The organism is Paenibacillus sp. Y301 (genome assembly GCF_059445505.1).
On sequence record NZ_JCAIUL010000001.1, the window covers coordinates 345,454 to 362,884 of the forward strand.

The following is a 17,431-nucleotide window of genomic DNA, read 5'->3' on the forward strand; positions in this document are numbered from 1 at the left end:
AGGGCGGAGTACTTATGCAGTCACTGGCGGCCCAAGATTGTCATCAGCATATTATTGAAATTGATAACGTATCTTTCTCATATAGAAATCAGAAAGTATTATCAGACGTCAATTTTGTCGTGAAAGAACGCGATTTTGTTGGCATCATTGGATCTAATGGAGCCGGCAAGTCAACCTTAATGAAAATGATTGTGGGTTTACTGCCTACGGAAAAAGGAAGTATCAATCTATTCGGTCAACCCATTGAAAAGTTTAAAGATTGGGAGAGAATTGGTTACGTTCCTCAAAAAAATAATTTCAATCCGCTCTTTCCAGCAACGGTACGTGAAGTAGTCCTCTCGGGAATGTACAATAATAAATCACTCTTTCGCCGAGTGAGTCGTGCCATGCACCAACAGTGTGATGATGCATTAGAAGTAATGCGTATTCAAGATATTGCGAGTAAACGTGTAGGAGAGCTCTCTGGGGGACAACAGCAACGTGTATTTCTAGCTCGTGCTCTCATAAACCATCCTGACTTACTTGTGTTGGATGAGCCTACCGTAGGGATCGATGCTCAGACACAAGCCAGTTTTTTTGAACTTATTACTCATATGCATGCACACCATGATATGACTTTTTTAATGGTATCACATGATCTGGATATGATTGAAGGGTACTTAGGTACAACACCTAAACATAAGAATGGTAATATTAATTTTTTTGTTAGACATTCTCATGACTTACAAAATTGTAATGAACGTAATTTAGAACATTCATTATCTTTTACTTGATGGAATTAGATTAAGGAGACGTTATTATTGCCATTCGAAATATTGTTAAGTGATTTTTTTCAACGAGCGCTTGTCGGGGGAATACTTATTGGAATTACCGCTCCTCTTATTGGCGTATTTCTTGTTCTACGTAGGCTGTCCATGATCGGAGATACTATTGCCCATGTCACGATTGCTGGGGTAGCGCTAGGGTTTCTTATTAATGTATATCCATTAGGAGCAGGCTTGGTGTTTGCCATACTTGCATCATTCGCGATTGAGAAGTTGCGAAAAGCCTATAAAAGCTATGCAGAGCTATCCATTGCGATTATTATGTCTGGTGGCGTGGCCTTAGCCTCGCTCTTTTTTACGCTAGGAATGGGGTACAATACAGATGTGATGAGCTATTTGTTCGGTAGCATCTATACATTGGACACAACGGATTTGTATGTTGTAGGTGGCGTTACTGTGATTGTGGTACTTGTAGTAACCTTTTTCTTCAAAGAGTTCTTTCTACTAAGTTTCGAAGAAGATGCAGCGAGTGTAAGTGGATTACCTGTTAAGTTGCTGAACATGCTAATTACTCTTCTTACTGCGTTGGTGGTTAGTACGGCTATCAAAATTGTAGGGGCTTTACTGGTATCGGCTTTATTAACTATTCCAGTGGCAATTAGTTTACTACTTGCACGTAGTTTTAAGACTTCTGTTATATTGTCTGTTGTCTTTGCGGAAACAGCGGTTGTTATTGGATTGATGGTGGCTGGAATATGGAATCTAGCTCCGGGGGCGACGATCGTACTATTGTTGATAGCGATGTTAATTATAACGATGATCGGAAAAAAGGGTCTACCTAATTAGGAGGTGTGAGCTTGGAAATTAATATAACCCTAGCCCTTATGGCAGGATTAGCTTCATTTATTTCACCATGTTGCCTACCTCTTTATCCTTCTTATATCTCTTATATTACAGGGATGTCAGTGCATCAACTGAAGACCGAACATAACAAAAAAGAGGTCCGATTCCGGACTCTCACACATACATTAGCCTTTATTCTTGGGTTCTCATGTGTATTTTATTCCCTTGGATTAGGGGCCGGCTTTTTTGGTCAATTCTTCTCCGATTATAGAGGGCTCATCAGACAATTATCAGCGGTTTTGATCATTCTAATGGGCCTTTTTTTATTAGGTATTTTCCAACCGAAGTTTTTGTTAAAAGAACGTAAAATGGATTTGAAATTTAAGCCAGCAGGTTACATAGGTTCTTTCATATTCGGTATAGGCTTCTCCGCAGGATGGTCTCCTTGTGTAGGACCGATACTTGCAGCAATTATTGCAATGGCTGTAAGTGAACCAGGAACATGGTTAGCTTTAATTACTGCGTATACCGTGGGGTTTGCAATTCCATTTTTTATTCTTGCTTTTTTTATAGGCTCAACGAAATGGATCCTGAAATATTCAAATGCCATGATGAAGATTGGTGGGGCATTGATGTTATTAATGGGAATTCTGTTATTTACAGACCAGATGTTTCGAATTACCATTTGGCTTCAACAAATCACGCCTGAATGGTTAAAATTCTAAGTGAAATATTCGATTTTTGCTTTTGGGAAATACTCAAATATGCGTTCTGTAATGAACTCCCTTAGGGCATGTTGCTGTTCGTCAGGATATACATACTTATATTGTCCCCATTTACCCCATTTTGATTTGCGTTTTTCGATATCCATTTCAAGTTTGGACTTGGGATAACGTTGTTCGATAATTGTTTTAGCTGTCTTGGTGAAACGATGTTGGATCAATTCAAAGGTTAGATCTTCGGTTGCGTCTTTAGGAAGTGTTTCTCCTAGTCGTTTTAATAAATCGGCATAGCCTTCTTGCCAACCTTCATACCATATAATGGGGGCAATAATGAAGCCTAACGGATATCCAGCATGTGCAATTTTACCTGCGGCTTCAATTCGTTCATGGAAGTGCGATGTGGCTGGTTCGAATTGACGAATAACATAATCAGAATTAATACTAAACCGAATGCGTGTATGCCCGTTATGACGTAATGGAAGCAATGAATCGACATGATGAAACTTGGTCACAAATCGAAGCCGGCCTAATTCTTCATCAGCCATAAACGTAATTAATTCGGCGAGAGACCCCGTAATATGCTCGAGACCAACAGGATCCGATGTACAAGCAGCTTCGAATCGGGTGATTTCAGGAGCTCTTTCGTCTATATATTGTTTAGCAGCCGTGAGAATATCATTAGTATTAACGTAAACTCGAATATAGGGTTTCGCACCAAGTGTTGTTTGTAAATAACAATAATGGCAATGCCCCATACAACCTGTAGATATAGGAATAGCATATTCAGCAGAAGGTTTAGACTGATCAAATTTAAGTGTTTTGCGGATACCTACGACAAGTGTTCGTTTTGCATTTTTATATTTCTGTGCATCGTTGTCTCCAGGGAAATTCGTGATACGATTGTGTGATGTTGTCATCCGATAAGGAATATTCTGCTCCATAACCCACTTCATGATGGCCTCACCTTTTGGATAATTCAGCGAATCTGGTTCAAAATAAACAAGGTCTGGTATAAATGGCTTTGTTGGTTGAGGAACTTTCACTTTCTTTGGACGTTCCTTTAATCCAGATCCCATAATTCATTCCTCCTTTATTGTAAAGGATAGTCTATGTCAAAGTTAATCGTTATAAACGAGTAAATATTAGGCTCCGAGTTGTCAACCTTCAATAGGACTTGCCAAGTGTCTTGCGAAACATGTATCATTACATAAGCAGGGTAATCGGAGTAAGAAATTTGTTATTAGAGATGGATTGTCAAGCTAGGTACGATAACTAGGCTTAATAATCTGTGAAGAGAAAAGAGGGAAGAAGATGCCAACGCCAAGTATGGAGGATTACTTAGAGCGCATCTATAAGCTGATCGATGAGAAAGGTTATGCGCGTGTTTCGGATATTGCCGAAGGATTAGAGGTGCATCCTTCATCCGTAACCAAGATGATTCAAAAATTAGACAAAGATGAATATCTCATTTACGAGAAATATCGTGGCCTTATTCTAACAACAAAAGGGAAAAAAATAGGGAAGCGTCTTGTAGATCGTCATCAACTCTTGGAACAGTTTTTAACACTTATCGGCGTTCAACATGAAAATATATATAAAGATGTTGAGGGTATTGAACACCACTTAAGTTGGGACTCCATAACACAGATTGAGACGCTCGTAGAATATTTTCGTCGGGACGAAAAGCGTCTTCAAGAATTACGTGATATTCACACGGAATTGGTTAGTGATTCGTAAACATCGCATCTGTCCCTCAATCAGCGACAGGTGCTTTTTTTATTGTGTTTTGTCATAAGTTGTAATCTATGAATGGAGGGAAATAGAAATGAAGTTTAGTAGATGGATCACCATGGCTCTTATCCTTATTCTTATGTTACCGATAACAAGCCTTACAGCTCAAGCGAAGACAACCAAAAGTATAAGCATTATGTTAGATGGGGTTGAACTCACAAGTGACACACCTCCTTATGTGTTGCCCAAAGTGAATGTAACCCTAGTTCCTTTGCGTGTTATTAGTGAAGGATTGGGAGCATATGTTGCATGGTCACAGAGCAATAAGACGGTCATTATCGAGAGTAATGCCGCAACAATTAAACTGATGAGTGGTAATACAACAGCAGAAGTGAATGGTTCCACAGTATCACTAGATGCTTCTGTACAAACTAAGAATAATCGTATCATGGTACCTCTGCGTTTCGTGGGAGAGTCACTAGGATTACAGGTGAATTGGAATCAGACACAGCAGACTGTAACACTACTTAGTGGTACGACAGTGCCAGGTAACATACCTGATCAAGGTACAGATAACGAAACAGATCAATCTTTGCTTCGAGGAGCATGGATTTCTACTATCTACAATCTAGATTGGCCTTCAACAGCATCCTATGGAAAAGTTGAGAAACAAAAAGTAGAGTATAGCCAATTACTAGATCGTTTGCAGGCTATCGGATTGAATGCAGTATTCGTTCAAGTACGTCCATCGGGTGATGCGTTATATCCTTCCACATTAGTTCCATGGTCGAAAACACTAACAGGAACTCAAGGTAAAGATCCGGGATATGACCCTCTTCAATATATGATAGATGAGGCACATGAAAGAGGAATGGTATTCCATGCTTGGTTTAATCCATTTCGAGCGAACACAGATACAGTAACAACCAAATTAGCAAGTAATCATGTAGCAATAGAACATCCGGATTGGATTGTAAATACTGGGAGCCAGCTAATTATTAACCCGGGCATTCCAGCTGCACGTGAGCATGTGATCGACGCGATCATGGAAGTTGTAACGAATTATAATATTGATGGTGTTCATCTCGATGACTATTTCTACCCAACAGGGGTTACGTTTAAGGATGACAGCACATACAAAACCTATAATTCCAAGAAAATATTGACGAGGGATAATTGGCGTCGTGATAATGTGAATCAATTTATACAACAACTAGATGGAGAGATTCATGGTGCTAAACCAGAGGTTTCATTTGGAGTGAGTCCATTTGGAGTGTGGCGTAATAAGGCTTCAGATATTACGGGCTCAGACACCAAAGCAGGGATTACTTCTTACGATAACTATTATGCGGATGTACGGACTTGGATTGAGAATGGATGGGTTGACTATGTAGCTCCTCAAATTTATTGGAGCCTTTCTAATTCCAATGTGAAGTATGACACTTTGGTGGATTGGTGGTCTGATGAAGTGAAAGGAACAGATGTAGATCTTTATATTGGTCATGCACCCTATAAACTCGGTTCCCCAGAGATTGGGTGGCAGAGCGCACAAGAAATAATAGATCAATTGAAATACAATGCTATTCAACCTACTGTGGGAGGTAGTATCTTTTTCAGTGCAAAAGATATATTAAAGAATCCACTTGGTTTAATTCCGGCATTGACCTCTTATTATAATCAGTAAATGAAAAGATAATTGCATTAGTCATGAAAGATCCCCCGTACTCATAGATAAGAATATGATGAGTAGACGGGGGATTTGTTTATGCTAATGAATGCTGTGTTTGAGGGAGGCGGGGTAAAGGGGATCTCCCTTGTTGGTGCTGTGAAGTCTGCCGAGCAGGCAGGGGTATCCTTTCATAGGCTGGCTGGAACATCTTCTGGTGCCATCGTAGCATCGTTATTGGCTGCAGGGTTTAATGCGGATGAAATGAATCAGATCATCCACGAGACACCTTTTGTATCGTTTCTAAGGAGGTCTCCCATCTTTAATACCAAATTTGTAGGTCCTCCACTGCGAGTAATGTTGAAAAAGGGATTGTACTCAGGAGAAGCCCTAGAACAATGGATGCGACGTATTTTATTAGAAAAGAATATATCGACGTTCTCAGATCTTCCGCCTGGGAAATTACAGATCGTTGCTTCAGATATCAGCAATGGTAAGGTATTAATCTTACCTGATGGGCTAAGGAAATTTGAGATTAATCCGGATAAGTTTGAGGTAGCTAAGGCCGTGAGAATGAGCACAAGTATTCCTTATTTCTTCGATCTGGTTATGCTTAGACAAACGGGACTTGCTGCTAAAGGGAAGTCGTTCGCAGAACAATTTGTCTATATCGTAGATGGAGCTGTACTAAGCAATTTTCCATTGTGGTTGTTTAATAATGAAAAATCGAGAAGTACAGGTTTACCCATTCCTACGATTGGATTTCAGATGGTTGGAAAGCAAGAGGGAGTCCCTCATCATATTCGAGGACCGTTTAGTATGTTGCAAGCGTTATTTATGACGATATTGTCTGCCCATGATGAAAGATATATTGAGAAGGACACAAGCTTTCGTACTATTAAAATTCCAACACTAGGCGTGAGTACTACACATTTTCGAATTACGAATGAAGAGAGTACCGCGTTGTTCAACTCTGGATTTGAGGCGGGGAAGCTTTTCTTTGGTACTTGGAAAAATTGAGCTTGGTTGAGAAATAGAAAGAAGGTAATATTTAGCATCCTTTAGGGATATTAAATATTACCTTCTTTTGTTATTTATTTTCGATTAATGATATTTAGGCATTTTATCATCATCTTTACCTTTTTTGCCTTCGATAACTTGAAAAGGATAATTTTTATTCTTTTTGGAAGATGAACTCGTGGGACCTTTTTTGATTCCAGCAACCTTATCCATAGTCTTTCGAGATGGGATAACTTTGGTTTTTTGTTTCATACGTCCAGGCTGATAAAATTTGAATAGTAGAAATACGACAACGAACACAAGGACGGGTATAAACAGACTTTGTAGTAAAATGAAGCCATTCAAGACATCGTTTAACAAACCTAAAACGGCTAATATGATTATTGCCCAAGTGAAAATAAATTGTCTCTTCATCGTATCCTCATCCTTTCACAGCATCTAAAACTCCATTTCTGAGGGATGAATCAACCTTGGAGTTCTCAAGTTCTACGTCTAGTTCTCTCATCCGGTTAAAGGAAGCGATGGATACTTCAACATGTTCGTCCAGTGGTTCTCTCGTTGTTAGCAACTGTAACCAGAGTCCAGGGTATCCTAGATAACGTAAGACTGGAGTTTCTCTCAAAGCATTCGTTAGCTTCAGAAACTCAAAGGAAACCGCCATTACAACAGGTAATAGAATAATGCGTTGTACAACTCGATCCAGCATGTTATCCCAAGGTACTAATGAATATATGATAACACCCAATATAACCGTTAACATCATAAAGCTACTACCACAGCGATAATGAAGACGACTATGTTTCTGAACGTTTGCAACCGTTAATTCTTCTCCTGCTTCATAGGTCGTAATGACTTTGTGTTCTGCACCATGATACTGGAACAATCGTTTAACAACTGGTGTTAAGGTGATCGCCCACAAGTACACAAGGAGAAGTGTTATTTTGATTACACCTTCTATTAAGTTATGCAGAATGTAGTTCTTAAACATGTCTCCAAATATGAAGCTTTCAAGGAATACGGGCACGAGTGTGAAGATCAGTTTACTTACAACAAATGATAAAACACCAACTGCTGCAACACCAATCATCATCGAAAGACTTAGGCCAGAGTCTTCCTTCTTCTTCTGTTGGGCACGTTCTTCAGGTTCTATCTCATCATCCGCATAAGCATCAGCTGAGTAGTTCAGATGCTTGGAACCCTTTGCACTGGAATCTATAAGACTGACAATGCCACGAATTAGCGGGATCTTACGGAGTTTCTTTACCCATGACTTATCTTCACGTGGCACTTCTAAAAATGTTATTTCGTTGTTTTTACGTCTTACAGCAGTAACGTTGATGTTCTTTCCGCCAAACATAACTCCTTCAATGACGGCCTGACCACCATAGCTGACAGACTTAGATTCCTGAGGCAATCATTTCACCTTCCCTAAGATGGTATATTTTTGTGTTTCTTCAACTCTATTGTATCGAATTTTCTCTTCAATATCTAGTTCACCTTAACATAAGGGAGATACAATTATTTTTCAGTGACGTGTTCATGCAACAAATGTGGTTTACTAACTATCGAATTGAACATACTAGGCATAGAATAATTTAGGATACGAGCATGAAAATGAGGAGGAATAGCTTTTGCATCAACAAATGAATCAGCATCAACAATCACAACAAACCTATACCAATGTCTTTACATTTGCGTTGGAACTTGGTTTTTTTGCGGGTCTAATTTGGGGAGTTATCCATTGGATATTCTATATATTAAAATTTACGCAGGTCATTCCAGCTTATTTAGCAGAACCCTTTTTTAAACATGTCTTTCTGAAAACTGGCGCAGGTCACCTTGTGGGATTATTGTTCTTTATCGTATTCTCGATTCTGGTATCTCTGATCTATGCTGTTCTTTGTCGAAAATTGAATGGACCTTGGCCAGGAATCATTTATGGTATTCTGTGGTGGATTGTGATCTTCATCGTAGTAGGTCCGTTGTTAGATATGATAAAGCCGTTATCGGAGTTGTCTGTAACAACCATTATTAGTGAATTTTGCTTGTTTCTATTGTGGGGATTGTTTATTGGATATACGATTACGATGGAATTTACGGACGAAAGAAAGAGAGAACCTGTAAAAGTAAAGGGTTGATCTCGAAATAGCTTCTCAAAAATACATTCCCTATGGTAAAATAGCAGATGGTTATTTGATTATGAGGGTGGGAATATCAATATGAATACCATATGGGTGATCAATGGACCGAACCTCAATCTTTTGGGGGTAAGAGAACCAGGAATTTATGGGTCACAAAACTTACAATCTATTGAAGACAATATTCGGAAGCAAGCAAGTATTCTGGGTGTTGATATTTCTTTCTATCAATCTAATCATGAGGGTGTCATGATTGACTGGATTCATGATGCAATGGAGAAAGCAGATGGAATTATTCTTAATCCAGGAGCTCTGACTCATTACAGCTATGCGATACGCGATGCGATTAGTTCTGTACGCATTCCAGTGGTAGAGGTACACTTATCCAATATTCATTCTAGGGAGCCTTTTCGACATACGTCCGTGATTGCTCCAGTTGCCATCGGGCAAATTGCCGGTTTCGGTGCATTAAGCTATGAACTTGGTTTACATGCACTGGTACGTCATTTGGAAGATCAGGGGCAGTAGCGTCGCTCTCCTTGAAGTATTAGAAAGGGAGATAACATAATGGGAAATTTACGGGTACTTAAGTTACGTGAGGGTATGCAAGAGAAGAATGTGGAAGCTATTTTTATCACTAGTCCAATTAATCGTCGTTATTTAACGGGATTCACTGGATCCTCAGGGTATGTATTAGTGACCATGACTAATGCATATTTGCTAACAGATTTTCGTTATATGACACAGGCGCCACAACAAGCAAAAGGCTTCACAGTTGTGGAACATGGCACTCGAGTGATGGATAATGTGAAGGAACTGCTTATAAGCAGTAAGATTAACCAGCTTGGTTTCGAACAGGATGATGTGTCTTATAGCGCATATACTACCTATAAGGAACAGTTGGTACCCGAGATTGAACTTATCCCTGTAAAGGGTCTAGTAGAACAATTGCGTATATTTAAGGATGAGGAAGAAATAAAGGTTATGCAACGTGCAGCCGATCTCGCTGACGAAACATTCAATTATATTTTGAATGTAGTGAAGCCGGGTATGACGGAACGTGAAGTCGATCTTGCGATGGAATTCTATATGCGTAATCATGGAGCTACATCGTCTTCATTTGATACTATTGTTGCTTCTGGAGAACGCTCTTCCATGCCTCATGGTGTTGCGAGTGAACGTGTTATTCAAGGGAATGAATTCATTACTTTTGACTTTGGTGCTTTACTTGATGGGTATTGCTCCGATTTAACACGTACGATTGCCCTAGGTAATCCTCAACCTGTATTGAAAGAAATTTATGATATTGTACTGGAAGCGCAACTCCATACACTGGCGAACATTAAAGCAGGTATGACGGGTCGTGAAGCTGATGCGCTTGCACGTGATATTATTACAAAATACGGATACGGAGAACAATTCGGTCATAGTACTGGCCATGGATTGGGTATGGAAGTACATGAATCCCCACGTTTATCTAAGTTAAGTGATGATATTCTGCAACCAGGTATGGTTGTTACAGTTGAACCTGGTATTTATTTGCCGGGGATCGGTGGAGTTCGTATTGAGGATGATATTCTCATTACAGAGACGGGTATTGTTATATTGACGCATTGCAGCAAAGATTACACGGTGTTGAACTAGTAACGCTAATAAAAAACTTAAGATTATGCTTACGAAGCGAGTTTTTTATCGAAGTATTTTCAGGAAGTAACGCTAATAAAAAACTTAAGATTATGCTTACGATGCGAGTTTTTTATCGAAGAATAATCAAGAAGTAACGCTTATAAAAAACTTTAGGAGGAAATATTTATGATATCAGTAAATGATTTTAAAACAGGATTAACAGTTGAGGTTGAGGGTGATATCTTTACAGTTATTGATTTCCAACACGTTAAACCAGGTAAAGGTGCGGCATTTGTCCGTTCTAAATTGAAAAACTTGCGCAATGGTAACACAGTTGAGCGTACTTTCCGTGCTGGTGAAACAATTGGACGTGCTATTATCGAGAACCGTCCTGTACAATATTTGTATGCTAGTGGTCAAGAACATGCGTTCATGGATAATGAAACATATGACCAATTTACGTTGACAAGTGATCAACTTAAATGGGAATTGAACTTCATTAGAGAAAACATGAATGTTAACATTATTAGTTACAAAGGAGAAATTCTAGGTATTAATTTGCCTCACAGCGTTGAGTTGAAAGTGACAGAGACTGAACCTGGAGTTAAAGGTAACACGGCTCAAGGTGCTACGAAGAATGCAACTCTTGAAACGGGTCTTGTTGTTCAAGTTCCTCTATTCATTAACGAGGAAGATGTATTGTTGATTGATACTCGTGATGGTAAATACATTTCACGCGCTTAATTTAATTGCATATAATTGGTAATACGTCCTATATTGTCCTTCACCGCTCGTTGCGGGGAAGGACTTTTGTTGAAATTAGCTAAAAAACATTGACGATGCTCGCTTTCGTATTATACTGGTTTAAAGCACAACAGAAAGATAGATGTTCAAAATGAGTGGGGAGTGAATCTAAGTTGTCACTGTACGTCATGAAATTCGGAGGCAGTTCCGTTGGTAATACGGAGCGAATGCAGCGCGTAGCAAGACGAATCGTTGAGAAACAAGATGAGGGTCATCAGTGTGTGGTCGTAGTCTCTGCAATGGGAGATACCACAGATGAATTAATCGACCAGGCTAAGCTTTTGAATCCAGATCCACCAGCTCGGGAAATGGATATGTTAATGACAACTGGAGAGCAGATGTCGATGGCTCTGTTATGTATGGCTGTTAACCAACTGGGTAGAGAGGCTATTTCCTTTACAGGGTGGCAAGCGGGATTCCGCACAGAACCTGTACATGGTAAAGCACGTATTATGGATATCATCCCAGATCGGATCCAAGCAGCACTGAATCAAGGCAAAATTATTGTTGTGGCTGGATTCCAAGGGATGACGGAAGATGGCGAGATCACGACATTCGGTCGTGGGGGTTCTGATACAACAGCTGTAGCATTGGCTGCCGCAATTAAAGCGGATGTATGTGAAATATATACCGATGTAGATGGTATTTACTCAACAGATCCTCGTATTGTAAAATGTGCAACGAAGCTTGCGGAAATATCTTATGATGAAATGCTGGAACTTGCTAGTCTTGGAGCAGCAGTCCTTCATCCTCGTGCGGTAGAATATGCGAAATTATATAATGTCCGTCTAGTGGTACGGTCTAGTTTTAATAATAATGAAGGTACGGTTGTGAAGGAGGAAGCTAGTATGGAACAGGGAGTTGTTGTAAGCGGGATTGCTTTTGATAAAAATGTCGCACGTATCAGTATTTTGGGCGTATCCGATACGCCAGGAGTTCTTGCACAGGTGTTTGGTGCATTGGCACAAGAAGGTATTAATGTTGATATTATTGTACAAAGTGGTGTGAAAAATGGCGAAGCCGATTTCTCATTTACGGTATCAGAATGTAATCGTGCACTAAACGTCATCGAAAATCTTAAAGACGATCTTCCATACCGTGAAGTTACTTCTGAAGACCACTTAGTGAAGGTATCGATTGTTGGTGCCGGCATGATTAGTCATCCAGGTGTAGCCGCCCAAATGTTCGATGTAATCTCTAAACAAGGCGTAAGTATTAAGATGGTTAGTACATCCGAAATCAAAACATCATGTGTCATTGATGGTAGTAACTTAGAGAATGTAATTAAAGCACTTCATACGGCATACCATTTAGATGCGGATCAGCAGGTGTTTGTTGGGGGTCCTCAGGATCGTCGTTAAAGCATCAACTGAAATGACAAGTTCATATTATTTATAATAGAGAATGGAATAGAAAAAAGACTCGAATATATTTCGGGTCTTTTTTTTGTTGTCTAAAAAAGGATTCTTCCAAAATTCACATCTAAAAAGAGAGATTCATGCATATCCTAAATAATAGTAGTGAAATAAAAGGAGGTCATTGATCTTGGATAAGTTCGTAGTCAGTATGGCTACGCTGAGGCTTCTATCAGGAAGCATTGAGATCGCTGCAGCTTTGTTCATGCTCAAAGTGGGACAAGTAGACAAGGCGCTGACGATCAACACAGCATTAGCTTTTGTAGGACCAACTGTGTTAGTTGTTACAACTTCCATTGGTTTGTTAGGAATGGCTGATAAATTATCATGGGGTAAGATGATTTGGATTTTGCTAGGGGTATCATGTCTCTTAATTGGTATTTTGAAAAAATGATAGATTTATGGTCATAAAAATGGAGTACAGGCATACATATGAGGTAAGAAAACAATGAGAAGACTCTATCGACCACATACGACAAAGTGAACGATACACAAGTTTAGGTGCATGCTTACGAAGTGATTTTTGTTTCACAAAAATATAGCTACATGCTTACGAAGTGATTTTTGTTTCACAAAAATTTAGGGGGTAGCATTCATGAAAATGAGTTGGTTGGAGCTATTTCCTGAACCGATCAAATCGCTCCTTGAACAATTGCCTTCCTCCATATTAGATCGATTGGAAGAGATTCGAATTCGAGAAGGAAGACCTCTTGAAATTAATGCCTCTGGAGAGCATCATTTCCTCACACCCGGTGGAAAATTGACGCACCGTGTTGAGGAATCGTACAAGCCGGCAAGAGAGGACACTCATCGCCTCTTAGACAGGATTAGTAATCATTCTCTATACACATTAGAAGAAGAGCTACGTAGAGGCTTTATTACGATCCCTGGAGGTCATCGCATCGGCTTAGCTGGAAGAACGGTCCTTAGTGGTGGGAAAGTTGAACACTTACGCGATATAAGTGGATTTAACGTTCGAATCGCTAAAGAAATTCTTGGAGCAGCAGATGCCATACTACCTCATTTACTAGATAAGAAAGAGAAGAGAATGAAGCATACGCTGATTATTTCTCCTCCGCAGCAAGGGAAGACGACACTAATACGAGATATGGCTAGGCAAATAAGTAGCGGTATTTATGGGCATTCCCAAGTAAAGTGTTCAGGAATGAAAGTTGGAATAATCGATGAAAGATCTGAAATTGCCGGAAGTATACGTGGAGTGCCAAGCTTCGATGTTGGCCCGAGAACGGATGTCATGGATGGTTGTCCTAAAGCCGAAGGCATGATGATGATGATTCGATCGATGTCTCCTGAAGTTTTGTTGGTAGATGAGATCGGTCGTCCAGAAGATACAGACGCCATTACAGAAGCACTGCATGCGGGTATAAGCGTGATTGCGACAGCTCATGGATTCTCAGTGGGTGAACTCTCACAACGCCCAGCTATGGCTAGCCTGGTGGAGAATCAGTTGTTTGAGGTATACGTCATTCTCCATCGGACAGCTGGTAAACTAACCTATCGCATACTCGATCGACAGCAACGCTCCATACAACTCTCATTACCGATCCAAAAGGGAGTTGATGTCTATGGTTAAACTGCTAGGGATGCTGATTATTGTATTGTCAGGAACGTTAGCCGGCTTCAATAAAGCAAGGCAATTCGAAAGTAGACCTAAACAGATTCGCGAACTCATTCTAGTGATGCAACGATTAGAGACAGAAATATCTTATGGATTTACGCCACTGCCAGAGGCACTAAGCAAACTGGGATCGCAGATGCGTGAACCGTTGAAATCTTTTTTTATAAGTGCCGCAGATAATATGAACCCACCCCAAGGGATGACGGCGCAAGAGAGTATACAACGAGCATTATCCTTACATTGGAAACGTACCTCGATGAAATCAGCTGAGAAAGACGTCCTTCACCAATTGAGCTTCACATTAGGCACAAGTGATCGTCAGGATCAGATTAAACATATTGCATTAGCTACACAGCAGCTAAAACATGAAGAGCTTTCAGCAAGAGAGGATCTAGATAAGTACGGCAAATTAAGTAAAAATCTGGGGCTTCTAGTGGGAATACTGATCGTCATTTTGATCTTTTAGAGAGGTGCAGGAAATGAACATTGACGTGAACGCCATCTTTCAGATTGCGGGTATCGGGATCATCATTGCCATGATTCACACGGTACTTAAACAGATGGGAAAAGAGGATATGGCTCATTGGGTGACGCTCATCGGTTTTGTCGTGGTGCTGTTTATGGTTGTTCGAATGCTCGACACCCTGCTGCAAGAGATCAAATCCATTTTTCTGTTCCAGTAGGAGTCTATCATGGAAATCATTCAAGTCGTTGGATTGGGACTCATTTCTACAATTCTAATTCTAATTATTAAAGAGCAGAAACCGCTGTTTGCTTTTCTAATAGCAGCTTCTACAAGTATTCTAATCTTTCTTTTCCTAATTGGGAAAATGAGTGCAGTTATTACTGAATTAGAACGAATGGCAGAATCAGCAGGTGTTCAGATGATTTATTTGAAGACCATTCTCAAAATTATCGGTATTGCTTATATTGCCGAGTTCGGGTCCCAAATAGTAAGGGATGCTGGCCAGGATAGCATTGCGACCAAGATCGAATTAGCAGGTAAGGTGTTGATTATGGTGCTTGCTATCCCGATCATTGGCATCATCATCGAAACCGTCATGAAGCTTCTGCCAGCCTAAGAAAGTAGGATATTACCATGTTAGGACGACATCGTTATCCAGACGTGAAATATAAATATATATTTATTATCCTCCTAATGTTGATATGGGGAGGCAGTGTTTATGCAGACGCTCCAGCTAACCAACTTATACAACAACAAGCCAGTAATTTACCTACCGATGAGGTGGAGAATTATTGGGATAAGCTGATGAAAGATTACGGTGGATTCTTTCCGGATCAGAAGACACCTTCCTTTATGGATATGTTACTTCCAGGTGGAGAAGGACTTGGAATCAAGAATGTGATGAGTGGGCTAACCTCGTTCTTCTGGCATGAAGTACTCTACAATGGCAAACTCTTAGTAACTATTGTGATGTTAAGTATCTTGAGTCTAATTCTAGAGACACTACAGACAGCATTTGAACGCAATAATGTTAGTAAAGTTGCTTATTCTTTATGCTACATGATCGTTATGGTTATAGCGATTAATAGCTTTTCGGTTGCTATTGGCTATGCCAAAGGGGCAATCGATAGCATGATTGATTTCATGATGGCGATGGTACCCCTCCTATTCTCACTCTTAGCATCTATGGGTAATATCGTCACGGTATCCGTCACGCATCCATTGATTGTCTTTATGATTCATACAGTTGGAGTAATTGTTCGTACTACGGTGTTCCCACTTCTATTCTTCTCGGCCGTATTACACATTGTAAGTTCATTGTCAGAAAAATATAAGCTAACACAAATGGCTAATTTGTTGCAGAAAATCAGTGTGGGTCTACTTGGAATACTATTAACTGTCTTTCTTGGAGTCATTTCAGTTCAAGGGATTACAAGTTCTGTGACCGACGGAGTGACGATTCGTACAGCCAAATATATTTCTGGTAGCTTCATTCCTGTCGTTGGAAAGATGTTCGCAGATGCGACAGATACGGTCATATCTGCTTCATTATTAGTGAAAAATTCGATCGGTCTAGCGGGCGTAATCATTATTTTGTTCCTCTGTGCTTTTCCGGCTATCAAAATATTAACACTTGCACTCATTTATCATGTCGCAGCAGCAGTAATGCAACCACTAGGAGATACACCCATTGTTTCTTGCTTGCAGACGATTGGTAAAAGTATGATCTACGCTTTTGCTGCGATGGCTGTTGTAGGGTTGATGTTCTTCCTAGCCATAACCATTCTACTGATGGCTGGTAATGTAACGGTCATGATGAGGTGACGAAGGAGGCTTTCTATGAGCTGGTTAAACGAATGGATGAGGGAAGTAATTATGGTAGTGCTACTGGCTACTTTTGTAGATCTCATTCTACCCAGTCGTTCGATGGAACGTTATGTCAAGCTGGTACTAAGCCTCCTTATTCTTCTCACATTATTACAACCTATAATTAAACTCTTTACGGATAGGCCTGAAATGAAGTTAAGTGAAGCTTTTCAAACCCAAGACATGAACTCAGCCAATTTCACGAATGGTAAAGAAACGACGTTGCAACAAATTATGTCGAAAGCAGAGGAATTGAAACATCAGCAATTAAATCAGAGTCTTCAGTGGGCTGGAGAAGAAGTTGCAAGACAAATGAAGCAACAAATTCAAGAGCAGACTGGGACTCGAATTCAAGAAGTTCAGGTTCAGTTAAGTCTTCTTCCTGCTACAAATGAGGATGAACAAGCAACACCGTCCATTGCATCCGTTGAGGTTGTGTTACAGGAAGAACCACAGGATCTTCAAGAACAATGGGATAGCGATGGCAATCCTTCACAACAAATAGCTATAACTCCAATCGCTCCTGTACAGGTTGAAGTAAAAGTAGAGCCAGTGGAGACCAAAGGTAAATCATCAGAAGATAGTAACTCGGATAAAAGTTCCAACGCAACGCTGGCTTCCAACGACGAAAAAACAGCAGACATCGTAAAGTTACTTAGTAAACAGTGGAATATACATTCTGAGCAAATCCAGATTATTGGAAATGCGGAAGACAGCAAAATGTAAAGGGG

21 protein-coding genes are annotated in these 17,431 nt (G+C 40.0%); 18 read left to right on the forward strand and 3 right to left on the reverse strand.

Going from position 1 to position 17,431, the window contains the following annotated elements:
- Positions 1-14: 14 nt before the first annotated feature.
- Genes AC1D69_RS01635 through AC1D69_RS01645 form a run of 3 tightly spaced genes read left to right on the forward strand, consistent with a single transcriptional unit; the run spans position 15 to position 2,332 of the window.
- On the forward strand, positions 15-773 hold the full coding sequence (locus tag AC1D69_RS01635; RefSeq protein ID WP_495454400.1) for a metal ABC transporter ATP-binding protein: 759 nt from the start codon (positions 15-17) through the stop codon (positions 771-773).
- A 27-nt stretch (positions 774-800) separates the two neighbouring features.
- Complete coding sequence (locus AC1D69_RS01640) at positions 801-1,610, forward strand: metal ABC transporter permease (protein WP_495454401.1); 810 nt, start codon at positions 801-803, stop codon at positions 1,608-1,610.
- Between the two features lie 11 nt (positions 1,611-1,621).
- Positions 1,622-2,332, forward strand: coding sequence for a cytochrome c biogenesis CcdA family protein (locus AC1D69_RS01645; RefSeq protein ID WP_495454402.1), 711 nt, complete (start codon positions 1,622-1,624; stop codon positions 2,330-2,332).
- Here AC1D69_RS01645 and splB read toward each other — a convergent pair.
- Positions 2,329-3,405 (reverse strand): spore photoproduct lyase, encoded by a 1,077-nt coding sequence (splB, locus tag AC1D69_RS01650; RefSeq protein ID WP_495454403.1) that lies wholly within the window; start codon positions 3,403-3,405, stop codon positions 2,329-2,331. The two genes, AC1D69_RS01645 and splB, sit on opposite strands and share 4 nt — an antisense overlap.
- A gap of 235 nt (positions 3,406-3,640) precedes the next feature.
- Between splB and mntR the strand changes: the two genes are divergently transcribed.
- The 3 genes from mntR to AC1D69_RS01665 all read left to right on the forward strand — a co-directional run bounded on the left by mntR (position 3,641) and on the right by AC1D69_RS01665 (position 6,746).
- Entirely contained in the window at positions 3,641-4,066 is a 426-nt protein-coding gene (gene mntR, locus AC1D69_RS01655) for a transcriptional regulator MntR (protein WP_495454404.1), read from the forward strand.
- An 88-nt stretch (positions 4,067-4,154) separates the two neighbouring features.
- Positions 4,155-5,744, forward strand: a complete 1,590-nt coding sequence (locus tag AC1D69_RS01660; protein WP_495454405.1) for a family 10 glycosylhydrolase — start codon at positions 4,155-4,157, stop codon at positions 5,742-5,744.
- Between the two features lie 81 nt (positions 5,745-5,825).
- The gene (locus AC1D69_RS01665) at positions 5,826-6,746 is read left to right on the forward strand and encodes a patatin-like phospholipase family protein (protein WP_495454406.1); all 921 of its coding nucleotides are present in this window, start codon (positions 5,826-5,828) and stop codon (positions 6,744-6,746) included.
- 84 nt (positions 6,747-6,830) lie between these two features.
- Here AC1D69_RS01665 and AC1D69_RS01670 read toward each other — a convergent pair whose 3' ends face one another.
- Both AC1D69_RS01670 and AC1D69_RS01675 read right to left on the reverse strand, forming a co-directional pair.
- The gene (locus AC1D69_RS01670; RefSeq protein WP_495454407.1) at positions 6,831-7,160 is read right to left on the reverse strand and encodes a hypothetical protein; all 330 of its coding nucleotides are present in this window, start codon (positions 7,158-7,160) and stop codon (positions 6,831-6,833) included.
- Positions 7,161-7,167: 7 nt separating this feature from the next.
- Complete coding sequence (locus tag AC1D69_RS01675) at positions 7,168-8,160, reverse strand: DUF1385 domain-containing protein (protein ID WP_495454408.1); 993 nt, start codon at positions 8,158-8,160, stop codon at positions 7,168-7,170.
- A 217-nt stretch (positions 8,161-8,377) separates the two neighbouring features.
- On the opposite strand from AC1D69_RS01675, the gene AC1D69_RS01680 reads away from it, so the two are divergent.
- From AC1D69_RS01680 to spoIIIAF, 12 genes are all read left to right on the forward strand, one after another.
- Positions 8,378-8,884 carry a YqhR family membrane protein gene (locus AC1D69_RS01680; RefSeq protein ID WP_495454409.1) on the forward strand — a complete coding sequence of 169 codons (507 nt, stop codon included), beginning with the start codon at positions 8,378-8,380 and terminating at the stop codon, positions 8,882-8,884.
- Between the two features lie 81 nt (positions 8,885-8,965).
- Entirely contained in the window at positions 8,966-9,412 is a 447-nt protein-coding gene (aroQ, locus tag AC1D69_RS01685) for a type II 3-dehydroquinate dehydratase (RefSeq protein WP_495454410.1), read from the forward strand.
- A gap of 39 nt (positions 9,413-9,451) precedes the next feature.
- Positions 9,452-10,528, forward strand: a complete 1,077-nt coding sequence (locus AC1D69_RS01690; RefSeq protein WP_495454411.1) for a M24 family metallopeptidase — start codon at positions 9,452-9,454, stop codon at positions 10,526-10,528.
- A 168-nt stretch (positions 10,529-10,696) separates the two neighbouring features.
- Positions 10,697-11,254, forward strand: a complete 558-nt coding sequence (gene efp / locus AC1D69_RS01695) for an elongation factor P (RefSeq protein ID WP_495454412.1) — start codon at positions 10,697-10,699, stop codon at positions 11,252-11,254.
- Positions 11,255-11,427: 173 nt separating this feature from the next.
- Positions 11,428-12,675, forward strand: a complete 1,248-nt coding sequence (locus tag AC1D69_RS01700) for an aspartate kinase (RefSeq protein ID WP_495454413.1) — start codon at positions 11,428-11,430, stop codon at positions 12,673-12,675.
- A 181-nt stretch (positions 12,676-12,856) separates the two neighbouring features.
- On the forward strand, positions 12,857-13,123 hold the full coding sequence (locus AC1D69_RS01705) for a YqhV family protein (RefSeq protein WP_495454740.1): 267 nt from the start codon (positions 12,857-12,859) through the stop codon (positions 13,121-13,123).
- A 201-nt stretch (positions 13,124-13,324) separates the two neighbouring features.
- Entirely contained in the window at positions 13,325-14,323 is a 999-nt protein-coding gene (gene spoIIIAA, locus AC1D69_RS01710) for a stage III sporulation protein AA (RefSeq protein WP_495454414.1), read from the forward strand.
- Positions 14,316-14,834, forward strand: a complete 519-nt coding sequence (gene spoIIIAB / locus AC1D69_RS01715) for a stage III sporulation protein SpoIIIAB (protein WP_495454415.1) — start codon at positions 14,316-14,318, stop codon at positions 14,832-14,834. The genes spoIIIAA and spoIIIAB overlap by 8 nt, the downstream gene beginning before the upstream one ends.
- A gap of 13 nt (positions 14,835-14,847) precedes the next feature.
- Positions 14,848-15,051: a stage III sporulation protein AC gene (gene spoIIIAC / locus AC1D69_RS01720; RefSeq protein WP_044876328.1), complete on the forward strand. Its 204-nt coding sequence runs from the start codon at positions 14,848-14,850 to the stop codon at positions 15,049-15,051.
- Between the two features lie 9 nt (positions 15,052-15,060).
- Positions 15,061-15,450: a stage III sporulation protein AD gene (spoIIIAD, locus tag AC1D69_RS01725; protein ID WP_495454416.1), complete on the forward strand. Its 390-nt coding sequence runs from the start codon at positions 15,061-15,063 to the stop codon at positions 15,448-15,450.
- A gap of 17 nt (positions 15,451-15,467) precedes the next feature.
- Positions 15,468-16,658, forward strand: a complete 1,191-nt coding sequence (spoIIIAE, locus tag AC1D69_RS01730) for a stage III sporulation protein AE (protein ID WP_495454417.1) — start codon at positions 15,468-15,470, stop codon at positions 16,656-16,658.
- 15 nt (positions 16,659-16,673) lie between these two features.
- The gene (gene spoIIIAF, locus AC1D69_RS01735; protein WP_495454418.1) at positions 16,674-17,426 is read left to right on the forward strand and encodes a stage III sporulation protein AF; all 753 of its coding nucleotides are present in this window, start codon (positions 16,674-16,676) and stop codon (positions 17,424-17,426) included.
- Positions 17,427-17,431: the final 5 nt, after the last annotated feature.